The sequence below is a fragment of the Yinghuangia sp. YIM S10712 genome (genome assembly GCF_051388935.1).
Taxonomy (GTDB): Bacteria; Actinomycetota; Actinomycetes; order Streptomycetales; family Streptomycetaceae; genus Yinghuangia.
The window spans coordinates 161,296-183,624 of record NZ_JBPKBI010000013.1 but is presented as its reverse complement, the minus strand read 5'-3'; the positions used below and the strand labels follow the sequence as shown (position 1 = coordinate 183,624).

18 protein-coding genes are annotated in these 22,329 nt (G+C 71.1%); 8 read left to right on the top strand and 10 right to left on the bottom strand.

Annotated features, from left to right (window positions below):
* Positions 1-109: 109 nt before the first annotated feature.
* The 3 genes from ACRX5W_RS24080 to ACRX5W_RS24070 all read left to right on the top strand — a co-directional run bounded on the left by ACRX5W_RS24080 (position 110) and on the right by ACRX5W_RS24070 (position 2,929).
* On the top strand, positions 110-628 hold the full coding sequence (locus ACRX5W_RS24080; RefSeq protein WP_436790353.1) for a gamma carbonic anhydrase family protein: 519 nt from the start codon (positions 110-112) through the stop codon (positions 626-628).
* 102 nt (positions 629-730) lie between these two features.
* Positions 731-1,672 carry an ABC transporter ATP-binding protein gene (locus tag ACRX5W_RS24075; protein WP_436790352.1) on the top strand — a complete coding sequence of 314 codons (942 nt, stop codon included), beginning with the start codon at positions 731-733 and terminating at the stop codon, positions 1,670-1,672.
* A gap of 54 nt (positions 1,673-1,726) precedes the next feature.
* Positions 1,727-2,929, top strand: a complete 1,203-nt coding sequence (locus ACRX5W_RS24070; protein WP_436790351.1) for an ABC transporter permease — start codon at positions 1,727-1,729, stop codon at positions 2,927-2,929.
* A 103-nt stretch (positions 2,930-3,032) separates the two neighbouring features.
* Here the strand turns inward: ACRX5W_RS24070 and ACRX5W_RS24065 are convergent, their stop codons facing one another.
* From ACRX5W_RS24065 to ACRX5W_RS24055, 3 genes are all read right to left on the bottom strand, one after another.
* Positions 3,033-3,983, bottom strand: a complete 951-nt coding sequence (locus ACRX5W_RS24065; RefSeq protein ID WP_436790350.1) for an acyl-ACP desaturase — start codon at positions 3,981-3,983, stop codon at positions 3,033-3,035.
* Between the two features lie 325 nt (positions 3,984-4,308).
* The gene (locus ACRX5W_RS24060) at positions 4,309-5,862 is read right to left on the bottom strand and encodes a sensor histidine kinase (RefSeq protein ID WP_436790393.1); all 1,554 of its coding nucleotides are present in this window, start codon (positions 5,860-5,862) and stop codon (positions 4,309-4,311) included.
* A gap of 69 nt (positions 5,863-5,931) precedes the next feature.
* A complete protein-coding gene (locus tag ACRX5W_RS24055; protein ID WP_436790349.1) occupies positions 5,932-6,597 on the bottom strand; it encodes a response regulator transcription factor in 666 nt (221 codons plus the stop codon).
* A gap of 363 nt (positions 6,598-6,960) precedes the next feature.
* On the opposite strand from ACRX5W_RS24055, the gene ACRX5W_RS24050 reads away from it, so the two are divergent.
* Entirely contained in the window at positions 6,961-7,137 is a 177-nt protein-coding gene (locus tag ACRX5W_RS24050; RefSeq protein WP_436790348.1) for a hypothetical protein, read from the top strand.
* A 162-nt stretch (positions 7,138-7,299) separates the two neighbouring features.
* Here ACRX5W_RS24050 and ACRX5W_RS24045 read toward each other — a convergent pair whose 3' ends face one another.
* The gene (locus tag ACRX5W_RS24045) at positions 7,300-8,100 is read right to left on the bottom strand and encodes an inositol monophosphatase family protein (protein WP_436790347.1); all 801 of its coding nucleotides are present in this window, start codon (positions 8,098-8,100) and stop codon (positions 7,300-7,302) included.
* A gap of 54 nt (positions 8,101-8,154) precedes the next feature.
* Positions 8,155-9,282 carry a ferrochelatase gene (locus ACRX5W_RS24040; protein ID WP_436790346.1) on the bottom strand — a complete coding sequence of 376 codons (1,128 nt, stop codon included), beginning with the start codon at positions 9,280-9,282 and terminating at the stop codon, positions 8,155-8,157.
* Positions 9,283-9,957: 675 nt separating this feature from the next.
* Between ACRX5W_RS24040 and sepH the strand changes: the two genes are divergently transcribed.
* Together sepH and ACRX5W_RS24030 are read left to right on the top strand one after the other, a co-directional pair.
* Positions 9,958-10,998, top strand: coding sequence for a septation protein SepH (sepH, locus tag ACRX5W_RS24035; RefSeq protein WP_436790345.1), 1,041 nt, complete (start codon positions 9,958-9,960; stop codon positions 10,996-10,998).
* A 295-nt stretch (positions 10,999-11,293) separates the two neighbouring features.
* Positions 11,294-11,464 (top strand): hypothetical protein, encoded by a 171-nt coding sequence (locus ACRX5W_RS24030; RefSeq protein WP_436790344.1) that lies wholly within the window; start codon positions 11,294-11,296, stop codon positions 11,462-11,464.
* A 45-nt stretch (positions 11,465-11,509) separates the two neighbouring features.
* Here the strand turns inward: ACRX5W_RS24030 and ACRX5W_RS24025 are convergent, their stop codons facing one another.
* Positions 11,510-12,340: a sulfurtransferase gene (locus ACRX5W_RS24025; protein WP_436790343.1), complete on the bottom strand. Its 831-nt coding sequence runs from the start codon at positions 12,338-12,340 to the stop codon at positions 11,510-11,512.
* A 135-nt stretch (positions 12,341-12,475) separates the two neighbouring features.
* Here ACRX5W_RS24025 and ACRX5W_RS24020 point away from each other — a divergent pair, with 135 nt between their 5' ends.
* Positions 12,476-13,270 carry a VOC family protein gene (locus ACRX5W_RS24020; protein WP_436790342.1) on the top strand — a complete coding sequence of 265 codons (795 nt, stop codon included), beginning with the start codon at positions 12,476-12,478 and terminating at the stop codon, positions 13,268-13,270.
* A 367-nt stretch (positions 13,271-13,637) separates the two neighbouring features.
* Here ACRX5W_RS24020 and ACRX5W_RS24015 read toward each other — a convergent pair whose 3' ends face one another.
* The 3 genes from ACRX5W_RS24015 to ACRX5W_RS24005 all read right to left on the bottom strand — a co-directional run bounded on the left by ACRX5W_RS24015 (position 13,638) and on the right by ACRX5W_RS24005 (position 18,767).
* Positions 13,638-14,801, bottom strand: a complete 1,164-nt coding sequence (locus ACRX5W_RS24015; protein WP_436790341.1) for an alkaline phosphatase family protein — start codon at positions 14,799-14,801, stop codon at positions 13,638-13,640.
* Positions 14,798-15,403, bottom strand: coding sequence for a DUF5998 family protein (locus tag ACRX5W_RS24010; RefSeq protein WP_436790340.1), 606 nt, complete (start codon positions 15,401-15,403; stop codon positions 14,798-14,800). The genes ACRX5W_RS24015 and ACRX5W_RS24010 overlap by 4 nt, the downstream gene beginning before the upstream one ends.
* 613 nt (positions 15,404-16,016) lie before the next feature.
* Positions 16,017-18,767, bottom strand: a complete 2,751-nt coding sequence (locus ACRX5W_RS24005; RefSeq protein ID WP_436790339.1) for a bifunctional acetate--CoA ligase family protein/GNAT family N-acetyltransferase — start codon at positions 18,765-18,767, stop codon at positions 16,017-16,019.
* A 138-nt stretch (positions 18,768-18,905) separates the two neighbouring features.
* On the opposite strand from ACRX5W_RS24005, the gene ACRX5W_RS24000 reads away from it, so the two are divergent.
* Positions 18,906-19,817 carry a pseudouridine-5'-phosphate glycosidase gene (locus tag ACRX5W_RS24000; RefSeq protein WP_436790338.1) on the top strand — a complete coding sequence of 304 codons (912 nt, stop codon included), beginning with the start codon at positions 18,906-18,908 and terminating at the stop codon, positions 19,815-19,817.
* Positions 19,818-19,829: 12 nt separating this feature from the next.
* On the opposite strand, the gene ACRX5W_RS23995 is transcribed toward ACRX5W_RS24000, so the two are convergent.
* Positions 19,830-22,232 carry an HAD-IC family P-type ATPase gene (locus tag ACRX5W_RS23995; protein ID WP_436790337.1) on the bottom strand — a complete coding sequence of 801 codons (2,403 nt, stop codon included), beginning with the start codon at positions 22,230-22,232 and terminating at the stop codon, positions 19,830-19,832.
* Between the last annotated feature and the right edge of the window lie 97 nt (positions 22,233-22,329).

Here is a 22,329-nt window from a genome sequence, read left to right as displayed (position 1 = left end):
GCAAGGCTTGTTACTCAATCGACACCCAACCGAACCCCCGAAGAGGTGACTTGGTTGGATGGTCGCCAACTGTAACTCTCCCTGTCTGTCGGTATAACAAGGAGGAATCGTGACGGTTTACGCGCTCGGTGAACTAGTACCCGTCGTGCACCCGGACGCTTATGTCCATCCCGATGCCGTCGTGATCGGCAACGTGGAAATCGGCGCAGGGTCGACCGTCTGGCCGTCCGCGGTGCTGCGTGGAGACAACGGCCCGATTGTCGTCGGGGAGCGTACATCGATCCAGGACGGATCGGTTCTCCATGCCACTGCGGGGCTGGTCACATATGTAGGCAACCGGTGTGTGATCGGACACATCGTGCACCTGGAAGGCTGCACGATCGAGGACGACTGCCTGGTCGGCAACGGGGCGATCGTGCAGCACCGCGCGATCATCCGCAGCGGCGCCCTGGTCGGCGCGAACGCCTTCGTGGGCAACGGCGTCGAGGTTCCTTCGTACGCGATGGCCCTCGGAGTGCCGGCCAAAATCCGACCGGACTCCGTCAAACCGGGCCATGTCGACCAGGCCGTGCAGCACTACGTGGAGAACGGCCGGCGCTTCCGGCAGGAACTGCGCCGCATCGACTGACGCGTACCGACCGGCCCGCCTCGGGGGACGGCCGGTCCACGCAGACCACCCCACCGAGGACCGGTCCGGACCAGTCCGGTCCGGCCCAGACCAGGGACAAGAGTGCTGGATCTCATAGGACTCGGCAAACGATTCGGCGGAAAGGTCGTGCTCGACGGCCTCTCCTTCTCCGTCGCGCCCGGCCAGATGTTCGGCTTCGTCGGCACCAACGGCGCCGGCAAGACGACCACGATGCGCATCGCCCTCGGCGTGCTGGCCGCCGACCGCGGCGAAGTGCGCTGGCAGGGCCGGCCGGCCACCGCCGCCGTCCGGCGGCGGTGGGGCTACATGCCCGAGGAACGCGGCCTGTACGCGAAGATGCGCATTCTGGACCAGCTCGTCTACTTCGCCGAACTACACGGCATGCCCCGTGCCGACGCCCGCCGCGCAGCGGGCGAGTGGTTGCGCACGCTCGGTGTCTCGGGCGCGCCGGGCGACCGGCTGGAGACGCTGTCCCTGGGCAACCAGCAGCGCGTCCAGTTGGCCGCGGCGCTCGTGCACGGGCCGGAACTGCTGGTCCTCGACGAGCCGTTCTCCGGGCTCGACCCGGTCGGTGTCGACGTCATGGCGCAGGCGCTGCGGAGCCGGGTCGAGCAGGGGGTCTCGGTCGTGTTCTCCAGCCACCAGCTCGATCTCGTCGAGCGGCTGTGCGACGCGGTCGGCATCATCAAGGACGGCCGCATGCACGCCGTCGGGACGGTCCGCGAGCTGCGCGGCGACAACCGGGCGGTGCGCTACCGGGTGGGTGTGGACGCGCCGGCCGGGTGGGCGCATCTCGTCCCGGGGGTCACCGTGCTGGCCGACGACCGCGAGGGCACCTTGGTCGAACTGCACCCCGGGACCAGCGAGCAGGGGCTGCTGGACGCCGCGCGCGCGGCCGGACGGGTGCGCGCGTTCGCTCCGGTGAATCCCTCGCTGACCGAACTCTTCCGCGAGGCGGTCAACGGCCCGCGACCAGCCCGTCGGCACCGCCGAGAACACCGAGGACACCGAGGACACCGTTGATGCCGAGGACGGCCCGCTCCTCGCGGACGCCGCCGGCCGTGAGGAGCCCCGACCGTGACCAGCCCGAAGCAGACCGACCCGACCGAGCGGTTCTGGGCCTCGGTGCACCTGGTCGCGCGGCGCGAGTTCACCGAGCGAATCCGCGACCGGGGTTTCCTGGTGTCGGTGGCCGTGATGCTCGTGGTGCTGCTGGCGGCCGTCGCGATCCCGGCGGCGGTCGGGGGCGGCGACGACGATTACGACGTGGCGTTCGGCGGCCCGCAGCAGGCGAGGCTGGGCCAGGTCGCGAGTGCCCAGGCGGCGCTGTTGGACACCGGTCTGGCCGTGAAGTCGTATCCGGACGACGCGACCGCCGAGCAGGCGGTCGAGGACGGCGACCTGGACGCCTATGTCGCCGGCGGCAGGATCATCGTGCACCGTGAGCTGCCGAACCGGTTGGCCGCTGTGGTGCAGAGTGCGTACGCGACCGTCGAACGCGACAATCGGCTCGCCGCCCAGGGCATCGACACCGCGGCGGTCGACGCCGCCATGCGCGTGCAGCCGCTGGTCGAGGACAAGCTCGACCCGGACGCCGACGAGCGCAGGGCGCGGCAGGGCATCGCGATCATCGGGACGATCATGCTCTACGGCATGCTGATGCTCTTCTGCGTGTGGGTCGCCAACGGTGTGGTCGAGGAGAAGTCGAGCCGGATCGTCGAGATCCTGCTGGCCGCCGTGCCGGCCCGCGCGCTGCTGACCGGGAAGGTCATCGGCATCGGCCTGCTGGGTCTGGCCCAGATGGCCTTGACCGCGGTGGTCGGGCTGGCTGCGGCATCCGCGTTGGGCACGATCGATCTCACCGGCTCGATGGTCTATCCCGCGGTGCTGGTGGTCGTGTGGTTCGTGATCGGCTACGCCATCTACGCGTGCATGTTCGCCGCCGCGGCGGCTCGTGTCTCGCGCATGGAGGACCTGCAGAACGTCATCACTCCCATGACGTCGTTGTTGATCGCGTCGTTCTTCGTGGCGATTTTCTTCGGTCAGTCCGGGGGCACGTTCGCGCAGATCCTCGCGTACGTGCCGCCGTTCTCCGCGATGCTGCAACCCGTCCTCACCGCCGGCGGCGAAGTTTCGGTATGGCAGAACCTCGTCGCCGCGGGCGTTTCGCTGGCCGCCTTGGTGGCGCTCATGGGAGCGGCGGCGCGGATGTACGAGAACGCCGTCCTGCGCACCGGCGGCAAGGTCTCCGTCAAGGACGCCTGGGGCCCGCGCTCCTGAGCGGGTCGCCGGGGCCTGCTCCGGATCTCCGGGGCCGCGTCGCCGGCCTCGTGAGGCCCGGCCCCCGCGTCGGGTCGGGGCGCCGGGCATCGTCGGACGGCGGTCAGGCGCAGCGGGCGGCCTGACGCGCCCTGCGGGCCTCCAGGCGCTCGTCGAACTGCGCGGCCTTGACCGCCAGGTCCGTCAGGAACGCGGCGAGGTCCTCACGGGCGCGCTCGCCCTCCGGGCCGAGGTCGGTGCGCTCCATGACCTTCAGGTGCCGCAGCACCGGCTGGAGTACATCGTCGTGGTGGATGCGCAGGTTGTAGACGCCGCCGATCGCGATCTTCAACGAGGCGCGCTCGAAGCCCGAGATGCCGTGCCCCGGCATGCGGAAGCCGGTGATCATGTCGGTGACCGCGCGCATCGCGGTGTCGGGCGCCAGTTCGAACGCCGCCTTGAGCAGGTTGCGGTAGAAGACCATGTGCAGGTTCTCGTCCGCCGCGACGCGCGCGAGAAGCTGCTCGGCGAGCGGGTCGCCGCACTCCCTGCCGGAATTGCGGTGCGAGACGCGTGTCGCCAGCTCCTGGAACGTCACGTACGCCACGACGTGCAGGGGGTTGTCCATGTGGTCGCCCTGGTAGCCGGCCTCCATGTGCTCCATGCGCGAGCGTTCCAGCTCCACGGGGTCTACCGCGCGGGCCGCCATGAGGTAGTCGCGGATCGCGATGCCGTGGCGTCCCTCCTCGGCCGTCCACCGGTGCACCCAGGTGCCCCACGCCCGGTCGCGGCCGAACATGCTGGCGATCTCGTAATGGTAGCTCGGGAGGTTGTCCTCGGTCAGCAGGTTGAGGGTGAGCGCGATGCGCCCGACCTCGGTCAGCCCGGACTCCTCGGGGCGCCACTCCTCGCCGCCCAGCACCCCGTCGAAGTCCCGGCCGCGCGACCACGGCACGTACTCGTGCGGGAACCACTCTTTGGCAACGCTCAGATGGCGGTCGAGCTCGACGGCAACCACCTGCTCCAGCTCGTGCAGCAGGTCGATACCCGTCGTTTCAGGGGCGATCAAGGTCACAGCGACTCCAATGCGTGGGTGCGGCGGGACAGTGCGCGGAATGCGGACGCAGCGGCTTTTCGACTTCTTCGGACAAGGGCTGCGTCGGCTGCCGCGCTCCTGGCTTCGGCGCACAACGCGTTCCTACGATGACGTAACTTACGACACCGTAGGTTGTTGGGAGGCCTGTGGGCAACCGCGCCGGTCAGACATGCCGGATTACCCCGTTCGGCTCCCCCGGGGCGCGTCGCCGCGAAGCGCCCCAACCACCCTTTCGGCCCAATGAGGGCTCGATTCCCGCTCAGGCCGGGCTGATCAGGCAGCCGATGTTCGGCTCGGGGCCGGCTCAGGCCCTGCCCGATTTCTGCTCCGCGGCGGTTCGGTCGGGGAAGCCGATGCGCATGATCAAGCCACCTTCGGCCCGCGGCTCGGCCTCGATCCAGCCGCCGTGCGCGCGGACCACGGACCGTACGATCGACAGCCCCAGGCCGACGCCTTTCTCGCTCGCGGTGCGGTCGCCGCGCATCCGCCGGAACGGTTCGAACAGCGTCTCGACCCCGTCCGCCGGAATCACCGGACCGCTGTTGGCGACGGTCAGCAGCGCGGTGCCCTCGACCGTGGAGGTCGCCATCTCCACCCAGCCGTCGGGCACGTTGTAGCGGACCGCGTTCTGGGCCAGATTGAGCGCGACGCGCTCCAGCAGCACGGCGTTGCCGGAAACCGTCGCCGGCTGGAAATCACCGCGCAGTTCGACACCGCGTTCGGCGGCTTCCGCCCCCGTCTGCTCGAATGTGCGCCCGGCGACCTCGGCAAGGTCGACCGGCTTTCGGTCGGTCAGTTCGTGCTCGCTGCGGGCGAGCAGCAGCAGCCCCTCGATAAGGCGTTCGCTGCGCTCGTTGGTGGCCAGCAGGTTGTCACCCAGGTCTCTGAGCTGGGGCGGCATGTCGGGATCGCCGAGCGCGACCTCCAGCAGGGTGCGGTTGATCGCCAGGGGCGTGCGCAACTCGTGGGACGCGTTGGCGACGAATTTGCGCTGTGAGTCGAACGCCCGGTCGAGCCGCTCCAACATCTCGTCGAATGTGTCGGCGAGCTCCTTGAGCTCGTCGTCCGGCCCGTCCAGGTCGATGCGCCGGTGCAGCCCCGAACCGCCTGTTCCGGCCACCGACCGCGCCGCCGCGGTAATGCGGCCCAGCGGACTCAGCACCCGGCCGGCCATCAGGTAGCCGAACCCGAAGGCGATCAATGACAGCAGCACGAGGGCGAGCAGGGATTGCTGGAGGAGTTCGTGGAGCACGATGCCGCGCTGGTCCGTCTGCCAGCGTTCTTGCATGCGGGTGAGTTCCTGCGGCGTGATCTCGACGCCGCGCCCGTCGATGATGTGCACGTTCTGCGCGAAGCGGATGTCCAGAAGCTGCTGGTTCGCAAGGCTCCGGCCCACCAGCAGGTACACGCTGCCGAGCAGCAGGACCCCGGCGATCAGGAACATGCCGCCGTACAGCGCGGTCAGGCGCATGCGGATCGACGGCCGCAACCAGTCCGGCGCATAACTGAGCCGGGAGGTGTACGGAGTCCCCGGATCGGCGCCGAGAATGAGCCGCCGGGCCGAAGGCGCCCGGGTGGGCGCGGGGGGCGCCTCCGGACGGGGTGGCGCTTCGTCGGCGCGGTGGCTTCCGCCCGCGTGCCCGGATGCTCCGGCGACCGGCGGCCGCACCGGCCGAGGCGGGTGTGACGGACGGCGCGGCGGAGAGGCACCGGGACCACGGGCGTGGGCTTCCGTGCGAGGCGCTCGCGAGGCGTCCGAGGCCGCAGCCTCCCCGGGGACCGGACGAAATTCCGGCGTCTTCGGGGTTTTCTTCGCCTCGGCGTCTCGACGGCTTCGGTCGTTGTTCTTCTCAGGCATATCAGGCATACCAGAAACCTCGGCGGACCCGAAGATCGCGAATTTCTCGTTTTTCGAGCAAGCGCCCGGTCACGCCTGATCGCCGATGCGGTACCCGGCGCCGGGCACGGTCATGATCACGGCGGGCTCGCCCAGCTTGCGCCGCAGCGTCATCACGGTGACGCGCACGACGTTGGTGAACGGGTCGGTGTTCTCGTCCCACGCCTTTTCGAGCATCTGCTCTGCGGAGACCACGGATCCGTCGGCGCGCATGAGCACTTCGAGGACCGCGAACTCCTTCGGCGACAGGTGGACGGTCGTACCGTCGCGGACCACCTCGCGCCGGTTGGGGTCGAGCCGGATCCCGGCGCGTTCCAGGACCGGCGGCAGTGCGGTGACCGCCCGTCGACCCAACGCCCTGACACGGGCTGTGAGTTCGCTGAAGGCGAAGGGCTTGGGGAGGTAGTCGTCGGCGCCCAGCTCCAGCCCCTCGACGCGGTCGCTCACGTCACCGGACGCGGTCAGCATCAAGATGCGCGTGGGCAGCCCGGTGTCGATCACCGCGCGGCACACGTCGTCGCCGTGCACGAGCGGCAGGTCGCGGTCGAGGACGACGACGTCGTAGTCGTTGACGGCCACGCGTTCGAGCGCGGCCTCACCGTCGTACACGACGTCGACGGCCATGGCCTCGCGCCGCAGACCCGTCGCCACCGCATCGGCCAGCAACTGTTCGTCCTCGACGACGAGAACCCGCACCCTGAGCGTCCTTTCGGATGAGATCAAATGAAGAACGAATGACCGCCGGGGAAATCAAAACCGGCGAAGACTCGACGAAACCGAAAACAAATTTGGACCGTCGGCCGCCGCCCGCGGCCTGACTGTCCGCCCTGCCTCGAAGGGACGGCGCCGACGGTGACTCCATCTTGCCTCGCGCTACGGTAAAGCGTCGGTAAGGGCATCCGGCCGCGAATGCTTCCTGTCAGGGCAAGAACTCCCATACCGCCCCCCATCAGTGCGACGCACGTCACACTGACAGGTGGCAACTTGGTTTTCGTGGCGCGAACCCAAGGGTAGGACCCGGGGAGCCACCGACCATTCGAGTCACTTGGGGCCCCCAACATGGACTACTTCACCGCTGATTTGACGCGTCGGATACGCGAGACCGAGCAGGCCCTCAAGCAGGCCGTCGACAGCGGCGACGACTTCTTGGCCGAAGTACAGCACGAAGAGCTTCAGGACCTCGTACGCATGGCCTCGGACCACGGCGTACAGGTACTGCCCGAGACCGCCGCTTGATGCCGCGACAAGACCGAGAAAGCGGCAGCCACCCCGGACACACAAGACGGAGCCACCCGGCGACGCCTCCCCCGGCCGAACGCGAACAGCGTCGGTCGGGGGTTGTCGTTTCCGGGGCCACGGCCGCCGTGCCGAACTGCCGACGTGCCCGGCCGCCGTCGATCAGGCGTCCAGCGCGGCCAGGGCCGCTTCCAACTGCGCGTACAGCTCCGGCGCCGCAGCCACGGTCAGATTCGACCCGTCGGCTTCGGCGCGGATCTCCTCCACCCGCGCGCCGGCCTCGCGCGCGATGAGCGCACCGGCCGCGACGTCCCACGGGTTGAGCCCGCGCTCGTAGTAGGCGTCCACCCGCCCGCAGGCCACCGCGCACAGGTCCATGGCCGCCGACCCGTAGCGGCGGATGTCCCGCACCTCCGGCAGCATCCGCTGCACGACGCCGGCCTGCCGCCGACGGCGCTCGACCGTGTACCCGAAACCGGTGGCGACCAGCGCACCGGTCATCGGCACGGCGGCGTTGGCACGGACCGGAACACCGTTGCGGAAGGCACCCGCGCCCCGCACCCCGTGAAACGTCTCGCGCAGGGTCGGCACCTCGACGACGCCGACAACCGCCCCCTCGGCATCCTCGGCGGCGATGGACACACACCACGCCGGCAGGTCGTACAGATAGTTGACCGTGCCGTCGATCGGGTCGATCACCCACCTGATGCCGCTCTCGCCGTGCTCGCCTCCGCCCTCCTCGCCGAGGAAACCGTCACGCGGCCGTCTGGCACGCAGAAATTCGACGATGAGCTTTTCGGCGGCCGTGTCCATCTCGGTCACGACATCGGTCGGGCTGCTCTTGGTGGCCGCGACACCGAGGTCCGCGGGCCGGTCCGCGAGCAACATCCCGCCCGCGAGCCGCGCCGCATCAAGCGCGAGTTCCAGCAGGTCGGCGGTGTCGCCGTCAATTGCGGTGGTCACGGATCCATCCTGGCAGGCCGCCCCCGACCACCGCGCGGGAACCCATAGGCGGTGCTAGCCGAGCGGATTTCCGTGCAGGGCCGCCCCCCGCAGGCCGGGTCCCTTGCCGCGCGGATCGGGGCAGCATCCGCGCGGACACACGTCGTGACTCGGCCCGAGCGTGCCCAGCGCACACCGTTGCGGTGCCTCGCCGCGCAGTGTCGCCGCCCGCTCGACCACCAGATCGCGTACGGCGGCGGCGAACCGCGGGTCGCTGCCCGTCGTCGCCGCCCGCGCGAGCGGCAGGCCGAGCCGCTCGGCGGTCGCGGCGGCCTCGACGTCGAGGTCGTACACGACCTCCATGTGGTCCGACAGAAACCCGATCGGCACCAGCACCGCGCCCGGAACCCCGTCGCGGTGCAGTGCTTCGAGGTGGTCGTTGACATCGGGTTCCAGCCACGGCACGTGCGGGGGGCCACTGCGGCTCTGGAACACCAGATCCCACGGGACGTGCGGACGACCCAGCGCACGGCCGACGCCCCGCGCGACCAACCGCGCGGTCTCGGCGTGCTGACGCAGGTACGCGTTCCCTTCCGGCCCGGCGGTCTCCGCGGACGACATCGGGATCGAATGCGTGGTCATCACGAGCCGGGCGCCCATGCGCGCCTGCGCGGGCAGTTGCTCCAGCGCGGACACCACGTGGTCCACAAGCGGCTCGACGAAGCCGGGGTGGTTGAAGTAGTGCCGCAGCTTGTCGAGTTCGGGCGCTCCCTCGCCGACCGCGGCCCGCGCCGCCAGCAAGTTTTCGTGGTACTGCCCGCAGCCGGAGTACGACGCGTACGCACTCGTCACCAACACCGCCGCACGGCGTACGCCGTCGTCCGCCATGCGCCGCAACGTGTCGGTCAGATAGGGCCGCCAGTTGCGGTTGCCCCAGTACACCGGCAATCGCGGCCCCTTCTCGGCGAACACCCGCTCGATCGCGGTCACCAGCGCGCGGTTCTGCTCGTTGATCGGACTGACGCCGCCGAACAGCGCGTAGTGCGCGCCCACTTCCGGCAGGCGTTCGGGCGGCACACCGCGCCCGCGCGTGACGTTCTCCAGGAAGGGGATGACCTCGTCGGGTCCCTCGGGCCCGCCGAAGGAGAGCAGCAGAAGGGCGTCGAAGGGGGCGGCTTCGCGGTGGGGCGCAACGTCGTGCATGCCGCCGATCCTCGCATTTCCCGCACCCGGCAGCGGACGGGTCGCACCGACACTGTCCTCAGCGGATGCCCTGCCGGAGGACGTGTACGAGTTCAGCTCAATACTCGATCGCATCCGCGAACTGCACAGGAAAATGGCGGAGTTCGTATTCCGTCGGCTCTCTGCGTTCCGAACACCGGTTCGACGACGACCACTTCCGGAGCCTCACGGCCCGACGACCGCCGGCCCGGCCCACCGCCGGCGACCTTCTGGAACACGTTCTTTGCACTCGATCGGCTGATGTCGGGCTCCGCTTCACGCCGCCCGCTCGCACGGACAACCAACGCCGCCAAGGCTGTTCCCCCTGGTGATCTTGTGAGGAACCTCACCGGGCGCCGAACGCGGGCCGAATTGTTTCGCCCGGATGTGGACGCGCCGTTACGGCGCGGTGCGACCCAGCCCCGGCCTCGAATGGAGTACTGTTCAGCGAGGTTCCGGAAAGACCGAGATGGGTGGAGGGGGGAAGCGACCGATCGCACGTGGTCGGAGCGGCTGATTCCTCAGGAACCGTCACTCAAAAAGCCCACGACATACCGGCGCAGGAGATACGACAATCCGACACGCCGGGACACATCGGTCAGGTTGTGGCACGCCGGCACTGGGCAAGTCACACTCGTAACGGGAGCAACGACGCAGGTGACGTCGGCAGGCACCACCCGGGAGGTCCCCATGCCCGAACTGCGTGTCGTGGCCGTCAGCAACGACGGCACACGGCTGGTGCTGAAGGCTGCCGACGGTACCGAGTTCAACCTTGCCATCGACGAGCGGCTGCGCGCCGCCGTGCGCGGTGATCGCGCGCGCCTCGGCCAGATCGAGATCGAGGTCGAGAGCCAACTGCGCCCCCGCGACATCCAGGCGCGTATAAGGGCAGGGGCCACCGCGGAAGAGGTCGCCCAGCTCGCCGGGATTCCGGTCGACCGCGTGCGCCGGTTCGAGGGTCCCGTCCTCGCCGAGCGCGCGTTCATGGCCGAGCGCGCCCGCAAGACCCCTATTCGCCGGCAGGGCGAGACGACGGGTCCGCTGCTCGGCGAGATCGTCGCCGAGCGCCTGCACTTGCGCGGCGCGGACTCCGAGTCCATCCAGTGGGACTCCTGGCGCCGCGACGACGGCAGTTGGGAGATTCTGCTCCTCTACCGCGCCGAAGGCGAAATGCACTCGGCGAGCTGGAGTTTCGACCCGCCCAGGCGCCTGGTGACCACCAACGACGACGAAGCCCGGTCGCTCGTCGGCGAGCAGGCGACGGGCGCCGAGGCCCCGTTCCCGTTCCGCCCGCGTCTCGCGTCGCTGCCGCGCAACACCAGCGACGACGCGATCACCAGCCTGCTGGACGCGGTTCCCGGGCTGCGCGGCGAGTCGAGCCCGCCGCAGCGCGAGCCGATGCGCATCGACGTCCCGGCGATCGGCGGCGAGCGCAGCCGCCCGGTGCCCGCGCCGGTGCCGGACGAAGAGGAGCCCGAGGAGCCGGCCGCCGCGGCCGCCGCGGGTGCCGCCGCCTCGTCGGCCGGGTCCGCGTACGAGAACGTATTGGTGCCGCGTGTCGTCGCACCGCACCGGGACCGGCTCATCGGGGCGACCGACCGCCAGGCCGAGGCCGACGGCGTGCGTCCCGGCCGACGCGCAACGGTTCCCAGTTGGGACGAGATCGTCTTCGGCAGCCGCCGCAAGAAGCGCGACTGACAGACGCCCGCCGGCCCCGTCACCCGCGGACCCGGTCACCGCGCGGAAACATCGCCGCAGCATCCGGGCGGCAGAATCACCGATGAGCGGATCAAGCGGGCGCAGTGCGAGCAGCGGGGCCTGCGATGGCCGGGCCGTCCCGTGGGCACGTCGGGACGCTTCCCGGCAGGCGAGTGACCTCGCCGATCTTGGTCAGACCCTGCTGATCACTTCCTCATTCGCCCTCGGGGGCCCTACTGTGTCCGCTAGGCCGAGTCGGAATTACTCCGCGGTACCTTCCGGGAGACGGTGCGTAATGGGAGTGGGAACGTCGGATCGGGTCGCTCACCAAGACGAGCGCGCCCTGCTCACCGAAGTCCGGCTCTTGTTCGGCGCGATCGACCCGTGGCTCGCGGAGTTCATGCGCGCCGCGACGTCCCCCGACGGCCCGTCGGCCGGGCCCCCGCGCCGCGGCTCCGCCTCGTGAGGCGCCCGGGGCCGAGCCGGTCACCCGGCCCCTGCGCGGCTCCGCTTACTCCCCGGTCGCGACCGGGCGCGTCGGGTCGGTGATCCAGCCGCTCCAGGACGATGCGTACAACGCGGCGCCCGGGAGGCCCGACCGTTCGAGCACCAGCACCGTGTGCGACGCGGTGACCCCTGAGCCGCAGTACGCGCCCACCGCCGCGCCGGGTGTCAACCCGAGGGCGGCGAACCGTGCACGCAGTTCTTCCGGCGCACGCAGCCGCCCGTCGGCTCGCGCGTTGTCGGTCTCGGGTGCGTTGACCGCGCCGGGGATGTGGCCGGCGACCGGGTCGACGGGTTCGCTGTCGCCGCGGAAGCGTTCGGCCGTGCGGACATCGAGCAGAACACCGTCGCGCGCGAGTGCGGCGGCCCCGTCGGCGTCGAGGAGGGGCATCCCACCCGGCTTGGCGGCGAAGTCGCCCGCGTCCGGCGTCGGTTCCTCGGTCGTCGTCGGCATGCCGGCGGCCGTCCAGGCCTGGTAGCCGCCGTCGAGCACGCGTACCTCCGCGTGGCCGAAGTAGCGCAGCAGCCACCACGCGCGTGCCGCCGCCACGCCATCGGCGCCGTCGTACGCCACCACAGGCCTGCCGGTCGACACTCCCGCGCGGCGCATGGCCGCCGCGAACGCGTCCGGGTCAGGCAGTGGATGCCGGCCGTCGGCTCCCGGAGTGGCGGAGAGCTCGCGGTCGAGGTCGCAGAAGCAGGCGCCCGGGATGTGGCCCTCGCGGTAGGCGTCGATGCCGGGCGGGCCGCCGAGCTTCCAGCGCACGTCGAGCACTACGGGCGGGTTCGGTGAGCGCAACGCCGCGGCAAGTTCTGTGGTGTCGATGACTGGGTTCACATGTGCATCCTGCCGTGTCCCGGCGCCGATCCGGCGGCGTTCGGTTCCCCGCGACACTGCCGGGGCCGCATGCCACGATCGAAATAGTGTCGAAACGGTGAAAACATCCAGAAAAGCGCCGCGCTGGAGGCAGCGATGACCGAGGTGACAAGCCCGTACAAACACGGGGTGCCGTGCTGGGTCGACATGGGGTCACCCGACCTGCGCGCGTCGCTGGACTTTTACCACAGCGTTCTGGGCTGGTCGGGGGAGATCGGGCCGGAAGAGCTCGGGTTCTACACCAACTGCACGATCCGCGGGAAGCGCGTCGCCGGGATGATGAAGCTGCCCGAGCCGGACATGCCCATCGCCTGGACGACCTACCTGGCGGTGGACGACGCGGACGCCGCGGCCGCCAGGGCCCAGGAGGCCGGTGCGACAGTCGTGGTTCCGGTCATGGACGTCATGGACCTGGGCCGGATGGCGCTTCTGCGCGACCCGACGGGAGCGGTGGTCGGCCTGTGGCAGGCGGGCACGCACATCGGCGCCGAACTGGTCAACGAGCCGGGCGGGCTGGTATGGAACGAGCTGATGACCCGGGACAGCACGACCGCGCGCGACTTCTACGCCGCCGTATTCGGCTACACCTACGAGGACATGAGCTCGGACGGGTTCGAGTACCACGCGTTCCTTGTCGACGGGCGGCCCACCGGCGGCATCATGACCTTGGACGCGAACTGGCCCGACGAGGTGCCGGCGCACTGGGCGGTGACGTTCTCCAGCGACGACACGGACGCGGCGGCCGAGAAGGTCCGACAGGCGGGCGGCATGGTCACGGCCGAGCCGAGTGATTCGCCGTACGGCCGGTACGCGAGCTTCAAGGACCTCCACGGCGCGATGTTCTCGGTCATGCAGAACACCGGAGAGGACGAAACCTCCGCCACACCGTGACGCTCCCCACACCCCGCGCTTCGGCGGATCGGCCGCGCACGGCGGCGGACCTCATCGCCTAGAGTCGGAACCGCCGGGCAGCGCCCGCAAGTTGACGCCACGTCACCCGAAGTGGCGGCGTCGCCTCAGGGCGTGACGATCGGTCCGGCACCGACCAGTCGAGGGGGTTCCCCACCATGGGCAAGCTGTTCAAGATCGTCCTGCCGGTCGCCGTCGTCGCGGCCCTGACCACCGTCCTGCTGAAGAAGCGCAGGCAGGCGGTCTGAGCCACGGTGCACCACGCGGCACGGAGGGCGTTCTCCCGGCAACGACCGGGCGGGGCGCCCTCCGTGCCGTTGAGCGTCGCGTAAACGGCGAGAGGCGCCGGTCAGGCGTGCACTTCGAGGAGCGGGACCAGTTGTTCCGCCGGTGTCATCGACCCGTGCAGGCCGACCATGCGCGATTCGTTGGGTTCCTTGTGCGTCGCGACGATCGCGACGTCCGCCCACGGCGCCGCGACCACGTCGCCGATCCGGAAGTACACCCGGTCCTCCACCTCGCCGAACCAGCCTGCGGCGATCGCCTCGTCGCGGGAGAGGACCCAGCAGCTGTCGGCCAGCACGTCCTGCCAGATCGCGAGCACGTCCGACGCCGCGCCGGGCACCGCGTAGACGTGCCGCGCGCGTCCCTCGCCGCCGAGCAGCGCGACGCCCGCCGAGAGCTCGGGGTCGGTGTCGACGTCGATGCGGTCGGCCATCGGCACGTCGATCATGCCGTGGTCGGCGGTGACGTAGAGCGAGGTCCCGGGCGGCAGTTGCTCGGCCAGGAGACGCACGAGGCCGTCGGCGCGGGCGAGTTCGACCCGCCAGGCGTCCGAGTCGACGCCGTTGCCGTGGCCGGCCTTGTCGAGCTCGCTCAGGTACGTGTAGACGAGCACCGGGCCGGGGCCGGCCAGTTGGTCGAGGACGCCGCGTACGCGCGGCTCGCCGACCGGGCATCCGACGTACGTGCCGCCCTGCAGCGCCACCTGGGTCAGGGGCGTGTGTTCGAACATCGGGTCGGACACCTGGGCGACCGTGATGCCCGCGGCAGCCGCCCGCTCCATCAGCGGCGGGTAGGGCTGCCATTCGCGCGGCGGCACGTAGGGGTCCCACCGCAACTGGTTCATCAGCCGTGCGTCGCCGGGGATCGCGACGGTGTACCCGAGCAACCCGTGGGCGCCCGGCGGCAGACCGGTGCCGAACGACGCGAGGCTCGTCGCGGTGGTGGCCGGGAAGCCCGCGGTGAGCGGCCTGCCGCTGCCGCCCCACGCGCCGGGAACGAGCGATATCAGGAACGGCGCCCAGTCCGGGTTGGCCTTCAGCAGCTCCCAGCCCAGTCCGTCGATGAGGAACACCACGGCGCGCTCGGTCTCGCGCAACCCGAGTACGTTCGCCTCGCCGGGCATGCCGAGCGACGCCGCGACGGACGGCAGGAGGTCGGACAGCGCCCCGGCGCCGTAGCGCGGGACGGGGACGGGCGGTGCTTCCGGATACCGGTCGGCGGCGCTCACCGGCCGGAACCGGACGGACCGGCGGAACCGGCGATGGCCTCGGAGAGCCTGCGGGCGAACGCGAGCGTGCGCTCGACGGCGTCGGGGCCGTCGGCCGCCTCACTGACCCGCAGGGACAGGTCGTCGGCGGTCATCGCGCCGGTGTAGCCGTGGTCGACGTCGCAATTCGGGTCCGCGCAACCGGCCGGCTCCAGGTCGATCCGGCCGACTGCGCCCCAGCCGATCGTGAGGACGACCTCGCGCGGCGGGGCGCCGGGCACGTACTCCGCGGGGTTGCCGACGACGCGGCTCACGACGACCGACTCGATGCGGTCGATGCGGACCGTCTCGGTGGACGTGGTCGCGTACGGAGTCGGCGACGTGTCGTCCGGGGCGTGCTCGTCGGTGTGGCTGACCAGGAAGCGGCCGGGGGTGAGCACGAGGACCGTCACATGCCGCCGGACCTCGTTGGAGTCGAACGTCGTCTCCTGGTGCACCAGGAACGCGTCGACATGCTCGGTCCCGATCGTGGACTCGACCGCGTCGGCGACGAGGCTCGGGTAGTAGCCGCTGCGCTCAATGGCCGTACGCAGGCCCTGGGTCGAGGTGGTGGTCTTCGCCATGCCCCCATCCTGGCACCTCCCGGGGCCCGTGTGCGCCATGTGGGGCCTCGGGAAGGGGATCCGTCCCATTCGGCGGACATCGGACGGACAACCGCGAGGCACAGCCCGCAGCCGTGCGATAACTCTTTGTCGATCTCACGACAGCCCCCGGAAGAGTGACAGTGAGGCGCACTCGCGGGGATTACTCCAAGAAGCGCAACCGCGCGCCCCACACGCGCCCTCCCCAGAGGCTTTCCGGCGCGGTTGACTGTCGGTGTGCAAGACGGACGGGCCGACAGGGACGCACCGCTCGCGGTGACCCGTCCGACGCGCATGGTGTCCCTGCTCTCGCGCCGGGAGCACGGGCACAACCGCACCACGCCGGTCGGATCGGGGAAACCCGGCGGGGCGCGGTTGATCCGGACGGGCTGGTCGGCATGGGTGCGGTCCCGGGGAGGGCGTGCACCGGAGGGGCATGGCGGCGAGCGCGACCGGAGGCCGCAGCAGCGGCGCGGGTGCCACGGCTCGGGGTGGCATCGGCGCCGCAGCGGCCGAGCCTGCGGCGGTATGCCCCGGAGACGGGTCCGTACCGCCGCGGCTCGCGTTTGCGCACCGCGCCGGCGTCAGTGCCGGGTCACAGCGGCTGACGCATCGAACGCGGGCCCAGATCCGTACGCGCCGGGGGCCGCGACAACCGTATGCGCGCGTCGAGCACATTGAGTCCTTCCTCGGTGACCACGACCGGGTCGAGGACCACCGACGTGACCTGCGGCAGGTCGTCGGCCAGGGCGGAGAGCCGCAGCAGCAGTTGTTCCAGCGCGCCGACGTCCACGGGCGGCGCGCCCCGGTAGCCGAACAGCACCGGCGCCGCTCGGATGTCCCGTACGAGCTCCGCGACGTCCCGGTCGGTCGCGGGCACCGCGCGGTGCGCGACGTCGCCGAGCAACTCCGAAGCGGGTCCGGCCAGTCCGAAGTGCAGCATCGCGCCGAACGACTCGTCGTAGGTGACGCCCACCGTGGTGGCCACGCCGCGCGGTGCCATGCGCTGGACCACCAGCCGCGCCTGGTCCGGGCCGCCGAGCCGGGCGGACATGCGCCGGAACGCGCGGCGCAGGCCGACCTCGGTGCCCAGGTCGAGGCGTACGCCGTCGAGGTCGACGCGGTGGCGCAGGTGCTCGGCGATGGTCTTGAGCACGACCGGGTAGCCGAGTTCCGCGGCGGCGGCCACCGCGGCGTCCTCGCTGTCGACGCGCACGGCGGGCAGGGGGTGGATGCCGTAGCAGCCCAGCAGTTCACCGGCTTCCCGGGGTGACAGGCCGGCCGCGTCCGCGCCGCCGAGACGCGCGCGTACCAAGCCGCGCGCGGCGTCGGGGTCGGTGTCGGGGAACTCGACGACGTCGCCGATCGGCCGGCGGCGCCAGGCCGCGTAGCGGACGACTTCGGCGAGGGCGCGCACGGCGTTCTCGGGAGCGGGGTACGACGGCACCGACCCGGGCGCGGGCACGCCGTCGTCGTCGAGGCGCCGCAGTTGGTCCGGCAGGCCCTCGTGGGCGAGATAGGTGGTCAGCAGAGGCTTACCGGCCGCCACCGCGCGGTCGGCCATCTCGGCGAGGACGGCCGCGACTTCGTCGCCCGGCGTGGTCAGCGGTGGGATGAAGACCGTGACGACCGCGTCGACGTCGGGGGACGCGATGACGCCGCCGAGCGCCTCACGGAAGTCCTCGGCCGTCGCCGAGGTGGTCAGGTCGACCGGGCGCAGCGGCTCCAGGCCGGCGCTCGTGCACGCGTCCTGGGCGAGCAGACCGAGCGAGTCGGAGTTGCCGACGATGGCGACGCGGTCGCCGCCCGGCAGCGGCTGGTACGCGAGGAGCTGTGCGACATCGAACATCTCCGCGACCGTCGGCACCCGGATGACCCCGGCCTGCCGGAACAGCGAGTCCACGGCGTGGTCGGGCAGCGTCAGAGCTCGCGTCCCGTGGCCGCGCGGGACGCCGCCCGCGTGGCGCAGGCTCTTGACGACAACGACCGGCTTGCGGCGGGAGACTCGGCGGGCGAGACGCGTGAACTTGCGCGGGTTGCCGAGCGATTCGAGGTGCAGCAGGACGACGTCGGTGGCGGGGTCGTCCTCCCAGTACTGGAGCAGGTCGTTGCCGGAGACGTCGGCGCGGTTGCCCGCGGAGACGAACGTCGACAGGCCGATGCCGCGTTCGACGGTCGATTCGAGGATGGCGATGCCGAGCGCGCCGGACTGCGCGAACATCCCCACGCGGCCGCGGCGGGGCATCCTGGGCGCGAGGCTCGCGTTGACGCTGATCGCGGGATCGGTGTTGAGGAGCCCGAGGCAGTTGGGGCCGATGACGCGCATGCCGTGGCTGCGTGCGGTGCGCACGAGGCGGCGCTGGCGCTCGCGGCCGTCGGCGCCGGTCTCGGCGAAGCCCGACGTGACGACGACGAGGCCGTGCACGCCGTGTCGGCCGCAGTCCTCCACGACCTGCTGCACCGCGGCGGCGGGGACGGCCACGATCGCGAGGTCGACCTCGCCGGGGATGTCGCCGACGGTCGGGTACACCGCGACGCCCTCGACGGGCTCGTTTCCGGCGGCCGGGTTGACCGCGTACACCGGCCCGGTGAACCCGCTTGCGGCGAGGTCGCGCAGGAGGGTGTTGCCGACGGTGCCCTCGCGGCGTCCGGCGCCGATGACGGCGACGGAACGGGGGGCGAGCAGGCGCGCGGTCGAGCGGGCCTCGGCGCGGTGTTCGCGGGCGAGCATGACGGCGGTGGAGCTGTCGGTCGGCTCCAGGTCGAGGGTGAGGCGTACGACGCCGTCCTCGAACGCGGACTGCTGCGTGTAACCGGCCTCGGTGAAGACCTTCATCATGCGGCGGTTGCTCGGCAGGACGTCCGCGATGAAGCGCCGGATCCCGCGCTCGCGGGCCACCGCCGCGATGTGTTCCAGCAGCACCGAACCGACGCCGCGGCCTTGTTGGTCGTCCTGGACGAGGAAGGCAACCTCCGCGGTCGACGAGCGCCCGCTCGGCCCGGTGCGGACCGCGCGGCCGTCGGGTCCGATGCGGTCGTAGCGGACGATCGCCACCATGTCGCCGCCGACGAAGAGCCCGAGGGCGACGCGGTCGACCCAGTCGTGATGGGTGAAGCGGCGTACGTCGCGGTCGGAAAGCCGGGGGTAGGGCGAGAAGAACCGCAGGTACTTCGACTCGGCGGAGACCCGGGCGTAGAACTGCACGAGCCGGTCGGCGTCGTCCGGCGCGACCGGGCGAAGGTGTGCGGTCGAGCCGTCGCGCAGGACGACGTCGGCCTCCCAGTGCCGGGGGTGCTCGGGGACCGGCGGCTTGTCCGGTGGCGTCTGCGGTTCGGTGGGCTCCACGCTGCCGACACTAAGCCACTTCGCCGTATCGTCGGATTTTCCCCCGCGTTCTCCGGGTGGGCGGCCAACGCCGAGTCCTGTTCGGGCGGATCGGCCGTCCCGCTCGCTTCGGGGCGGACGAGCGGTACGGTCGCTCCCGTGAATCTCCTGGACATCCACCCCGAGGTCGCCGACGCGATCGCCGGCGGACAGCCTGTCGTGGCCCTGGAAAGCACCATCGTCACGCACGGACTGCCGCGACCGGACAACCTGGTGACGGCCCGTCAGGTCGAGGAGGCGGTGCGCGCGGAGGGAGCCGTGCCCGCGACGGTCGCCATCGTCGACGGCCGGGCGCGCGTGGGCCTGGACGCAGCAACGCTCGAACGCATCGCCGCGTCCGACACCGTCGCCAAGGCGGGGCTGCGCGACCTGGCTCCCGTAGCCGCCGTCGGCGGCAGCGCGTCGACCACCGTCGGCGCCACCGCGCACCTCGCCCGCCAGGCGGGGATCCGGTTTTTCGCGACCGGCGGCCTGGGCGGGGTGCACCGCGAGGCGCGCGAGACGTGGGACGAGTCCGCGGACCTCGACGCCCTCTCCCGCTGCGGCATCGCCGTCGTCTGCTCCGGGGTGAAGTCGATTCTCGACGTCGCCGCGACGCTCGAACGCCTGGAATCGCTCAACGTGGCCGTGGTCGGGTACGCCACGAACCGCTTCCCCGGGTTCTACCTCACCGACAGCGGCCATCGGCTCGAATGGCGCGTCGACTCCCCCTCCGAGGCGGCCGCGCTCGTCGGCGCCCGCGACGCGCTCGGCCTCTCCGACCGCGCGGTGGTCTTCGCGAACCCGCTGCCGCCGGCCGACCAGCTCGACCCGGCCCTGCACGACCGCGTCCTGGCCGCCGGGCTCGCGGCGTGCGCGGTCGGCGGCGTGCACGGCAAGGACGTGACGCCTTTCCTGCTCGACTACTTCCACCGCGAGACCGCGGGCGCCAGCCTCACCGCCAACATCGCGCTGATCACCCGCAACGCCGCGCTGGCCGCCCGCATCGCGGTCGCGGCGGCCGCGCGCTGACGCGCGGCCGCGTCACGCCTGCGGGGCCGGCCAACGGCGTCCGATGTAGCGCCAGACCACCTCGATCGCGAGGGCGGCGACGACCGCGATGCCCACGGCCGTCCACGGCATCGTGGTGCCGACGAGCTTGAGTTCGAAGAATTCCTGGAAGTACGGGACGGAGATCACCAGGGCGAAGCCGAGCGCCATCGTCAGGACCAGCGCGACACGCCACCACGTGTACGGGCGGGCGACGATCGCCAGCACCCACAAAGCCACCAGGAACAGCGTCAGCGTCGCGATCGACGTCTCGGCGCTGCGCGTGTCGTCGGTGCCGCCGTAGTAGTCGCGGGCGAGCAGGTAGGACGTGAAGCACGCCGTCCCGGCGATGAAACCGGCCGGCGCGGCGGTGCGCAGGACCCGGTCGACGAAACCGGGGCGCGCCCGCTCCTTGTTGGGTGCCAGGGCCAGGAAGAACGCCGGGGTGCCGATGGTGAACCAGGCAAGCAGCGTCAGGTGGCGCGGGAGGAACGGGTAGGGGACGTTGACGATCACCACGAGGATCGCCAGCAGCACCGCGTAGGCGGTCTTGGTGAGGAACAGGTTCGAGACGCGTTCGATGTTGCCGATGACGCGTCGGCCCTCGCCGACGACCGACGGCAGCGACGCGAAACTGTTGTTGAGCAGCACGATCTGCGCGACACCGCGGGCGGCCTCGCTGCCGGAGCCCATCGCGACGCCGATGTCGGCGTCCTTGAGGGCGAGCACGTCGTTGACGCCGTCGCCGGTCATCGCGACGGTGTGGCCGCGGGCCTGGAGCGCGCCGACCATGTCGCGCTTCTGCTGCGGGGTGACGCGGCCGAAGACGGTGTTGTTCTCCAGCACGTCGGCCATGGCGTCGCGGTCGTTGGGGAGCGTGCGGGCGTCGACCGGGTGCTCGGCGCCGGGGATGCCCAGTTTCGCGGCGACCGCGCCGACCGAGACCGCGTTGTCGCCGGAGATGACCTTGGTGGCGACGCCCTGCTCGGCGAAGTAGCGCAAGGTGTCGGCGGCGTCGTGGCGCAGCCGTTGTTCGAGGACGACCAGCGCCGCGGGACGCCCGTGTGCGGGGTCGTACGCCGCCGTGAGGTCGTCGATCGGGGTGTAGGTGCGGACCAGCAGCAGCACGCGCAGGCCGTGCGAGCCGAGGTCCTCGGCCTCGGCGAGAATCGGCTCGTCCGGGCCGGCCAGCACCTCGGGCGCGCCGAGCAGCCAGGTCTGGCGTACGCCGTCGCACTCGAACGTCGCACCGGAGTACTTGCGGGCGGACGAGAACGGGATCGTCGCGGCCTCGGTCCAGTCGGCGGGCGCCGGGCATTCCTCGATAATCGCCTGGAGGCTCGCGTTGGGCCGCGGGTCGGTGGTGCCAAGAGCGCCGAGCGCGGCGCGCACCGGCAGGTCGGCGTCGAGCACGCGGACCTCGGTGACGTTCATGCCGCCCTCGGTCAGGGTGCCCGTCTTGTCGAGGCAGACGACGTCGACGCGCGCGAGCCCTTCGATCGCGGGGAGCTCCTGCACGAGGCACTGTTTGCGGCCCAGCCGGATGACGCCGACCGCGAACGCGAGCGAGGTCAGCAGCACGAGGCCTTCGGGGACCATCGGCACGACGCCCGCGACCATGCGGCGGATCGCCTCGGGGATGTCGTCCTCGTTGATCCGGTACTGGCTGATGACCAGCGCGATCGCGGCCGGGATCAGCACCCATGTGACGTACTTGAGGATGGTGCTGATGCCGCCGCGCAGTTCGGAGGCGACCAGCGTGAACCGCGAGGCCTCCTCCATCAGTTGCGCGGCGTAGGCGTCCTTGCCGACGCGGGTGGCGCGGAACGAGCCGCTGCCCGCGACGACGAACGAGCCCGACATCACCGGGTCGCCCGGCTGCTTGAGCACCGGGTCGGCCTCGCCGGTGAGCAGCGACTCGTCGACCTCCAGGCCCGATGCCTCGGTGACGACGCCGTCGACGACGGCCTTGTCCCCCGAGCCGAGTTCGATGATGTCGTCGAGAACGATCTCGTGCGCGGACACCGACAGCGTGGTCCCGTCGCGGCGTACGCGCGGTTTGGCCTCGCCGATCACCGCGAGCCGGTCGAGGGTCCGCTTGGCGCGCATCTCCTGGATGATGCCGATGCCGGTGTTGGCGATGATGACGAAGCCGAACAGGCCGTCCTGGATGGGCCCGACGACCAGGATGATGACGAAGAGCACACCGATGATCGCGTTGAACCGGGTGAGCACGTTGGCCCGGACGATCTCGCCGACCGACCGGCTGGAACGCACCGGCACATCGTTGATCTCGCCGCGCGCGACCCGTTCTGCGACGTCTGCGGCGGACAGCCCTCGGACCACGTCGATGCCGTGGTCCACCGCCACGTCGTCGGTCTGCGTCTCCTGCGTCATGGGCATCACCGTAGGGGGCTGGAGAGAGCGGCGTACGAGTCGGGGCGACTTTCGTACGCGGGTAGCAGCGCGCCTCCGCCGTACGGGCGACGGCGGA

Bases quoted from the DNA above. Each gene is read 5' to 3' on its own strand.
- ACRX5W_RS24060 (WP_436790393.1), bottom strand. From the start codon at position 5,862: ATGCCTGAGAAGAACAACGACCGAAGCCGTCGAGACGCCGAGGCGAAG.
- ACRX5W_RS24050 (WP_436790348.1), top strand. From the start codon at position 6,961: ATGGACTACTTCACCGCTGATTTGACGCGTCGGATACGCGAGACCGAG.
- ACRX5W_RS24040 (WP_436790346.1), bottom strand. From the start codon at position 9,282: ATGCACGACGTTGCGCCCCACCGCGAAGCCGCCCCCTTCGACGCCCTT.
- ACRX5W_RS24030 (WP_436790344.1), top strand. From the start codon at position 11,294: ATGGGAGTGGGAACGTCGGATCGGGTCGCTCACCAAGACGAGCGCGCC.
- ACRX5W_RS24020 (WP_436790342.1), top strand. From the start codon at position 12,476: ATGACCGAGGTGACAAGCCCGTACAAACACGGGGTGCCGTGCTGGGTC.
- ACRX5W_RS24010 (WP_436790340.1), bottom strand. From the start codon at position 15,403: ATGGCGAAGACCACCACCTCGACCCAGGGCCTGCGTACGGCCATTGAG.
- ACRX5W_RS23995 (WP_436790337.1), bottom strand. From the start codon at position 22,232: ATGACGCAGGAGACGCAGACCGACGACGTGGCGGTGGACCACGGCATC.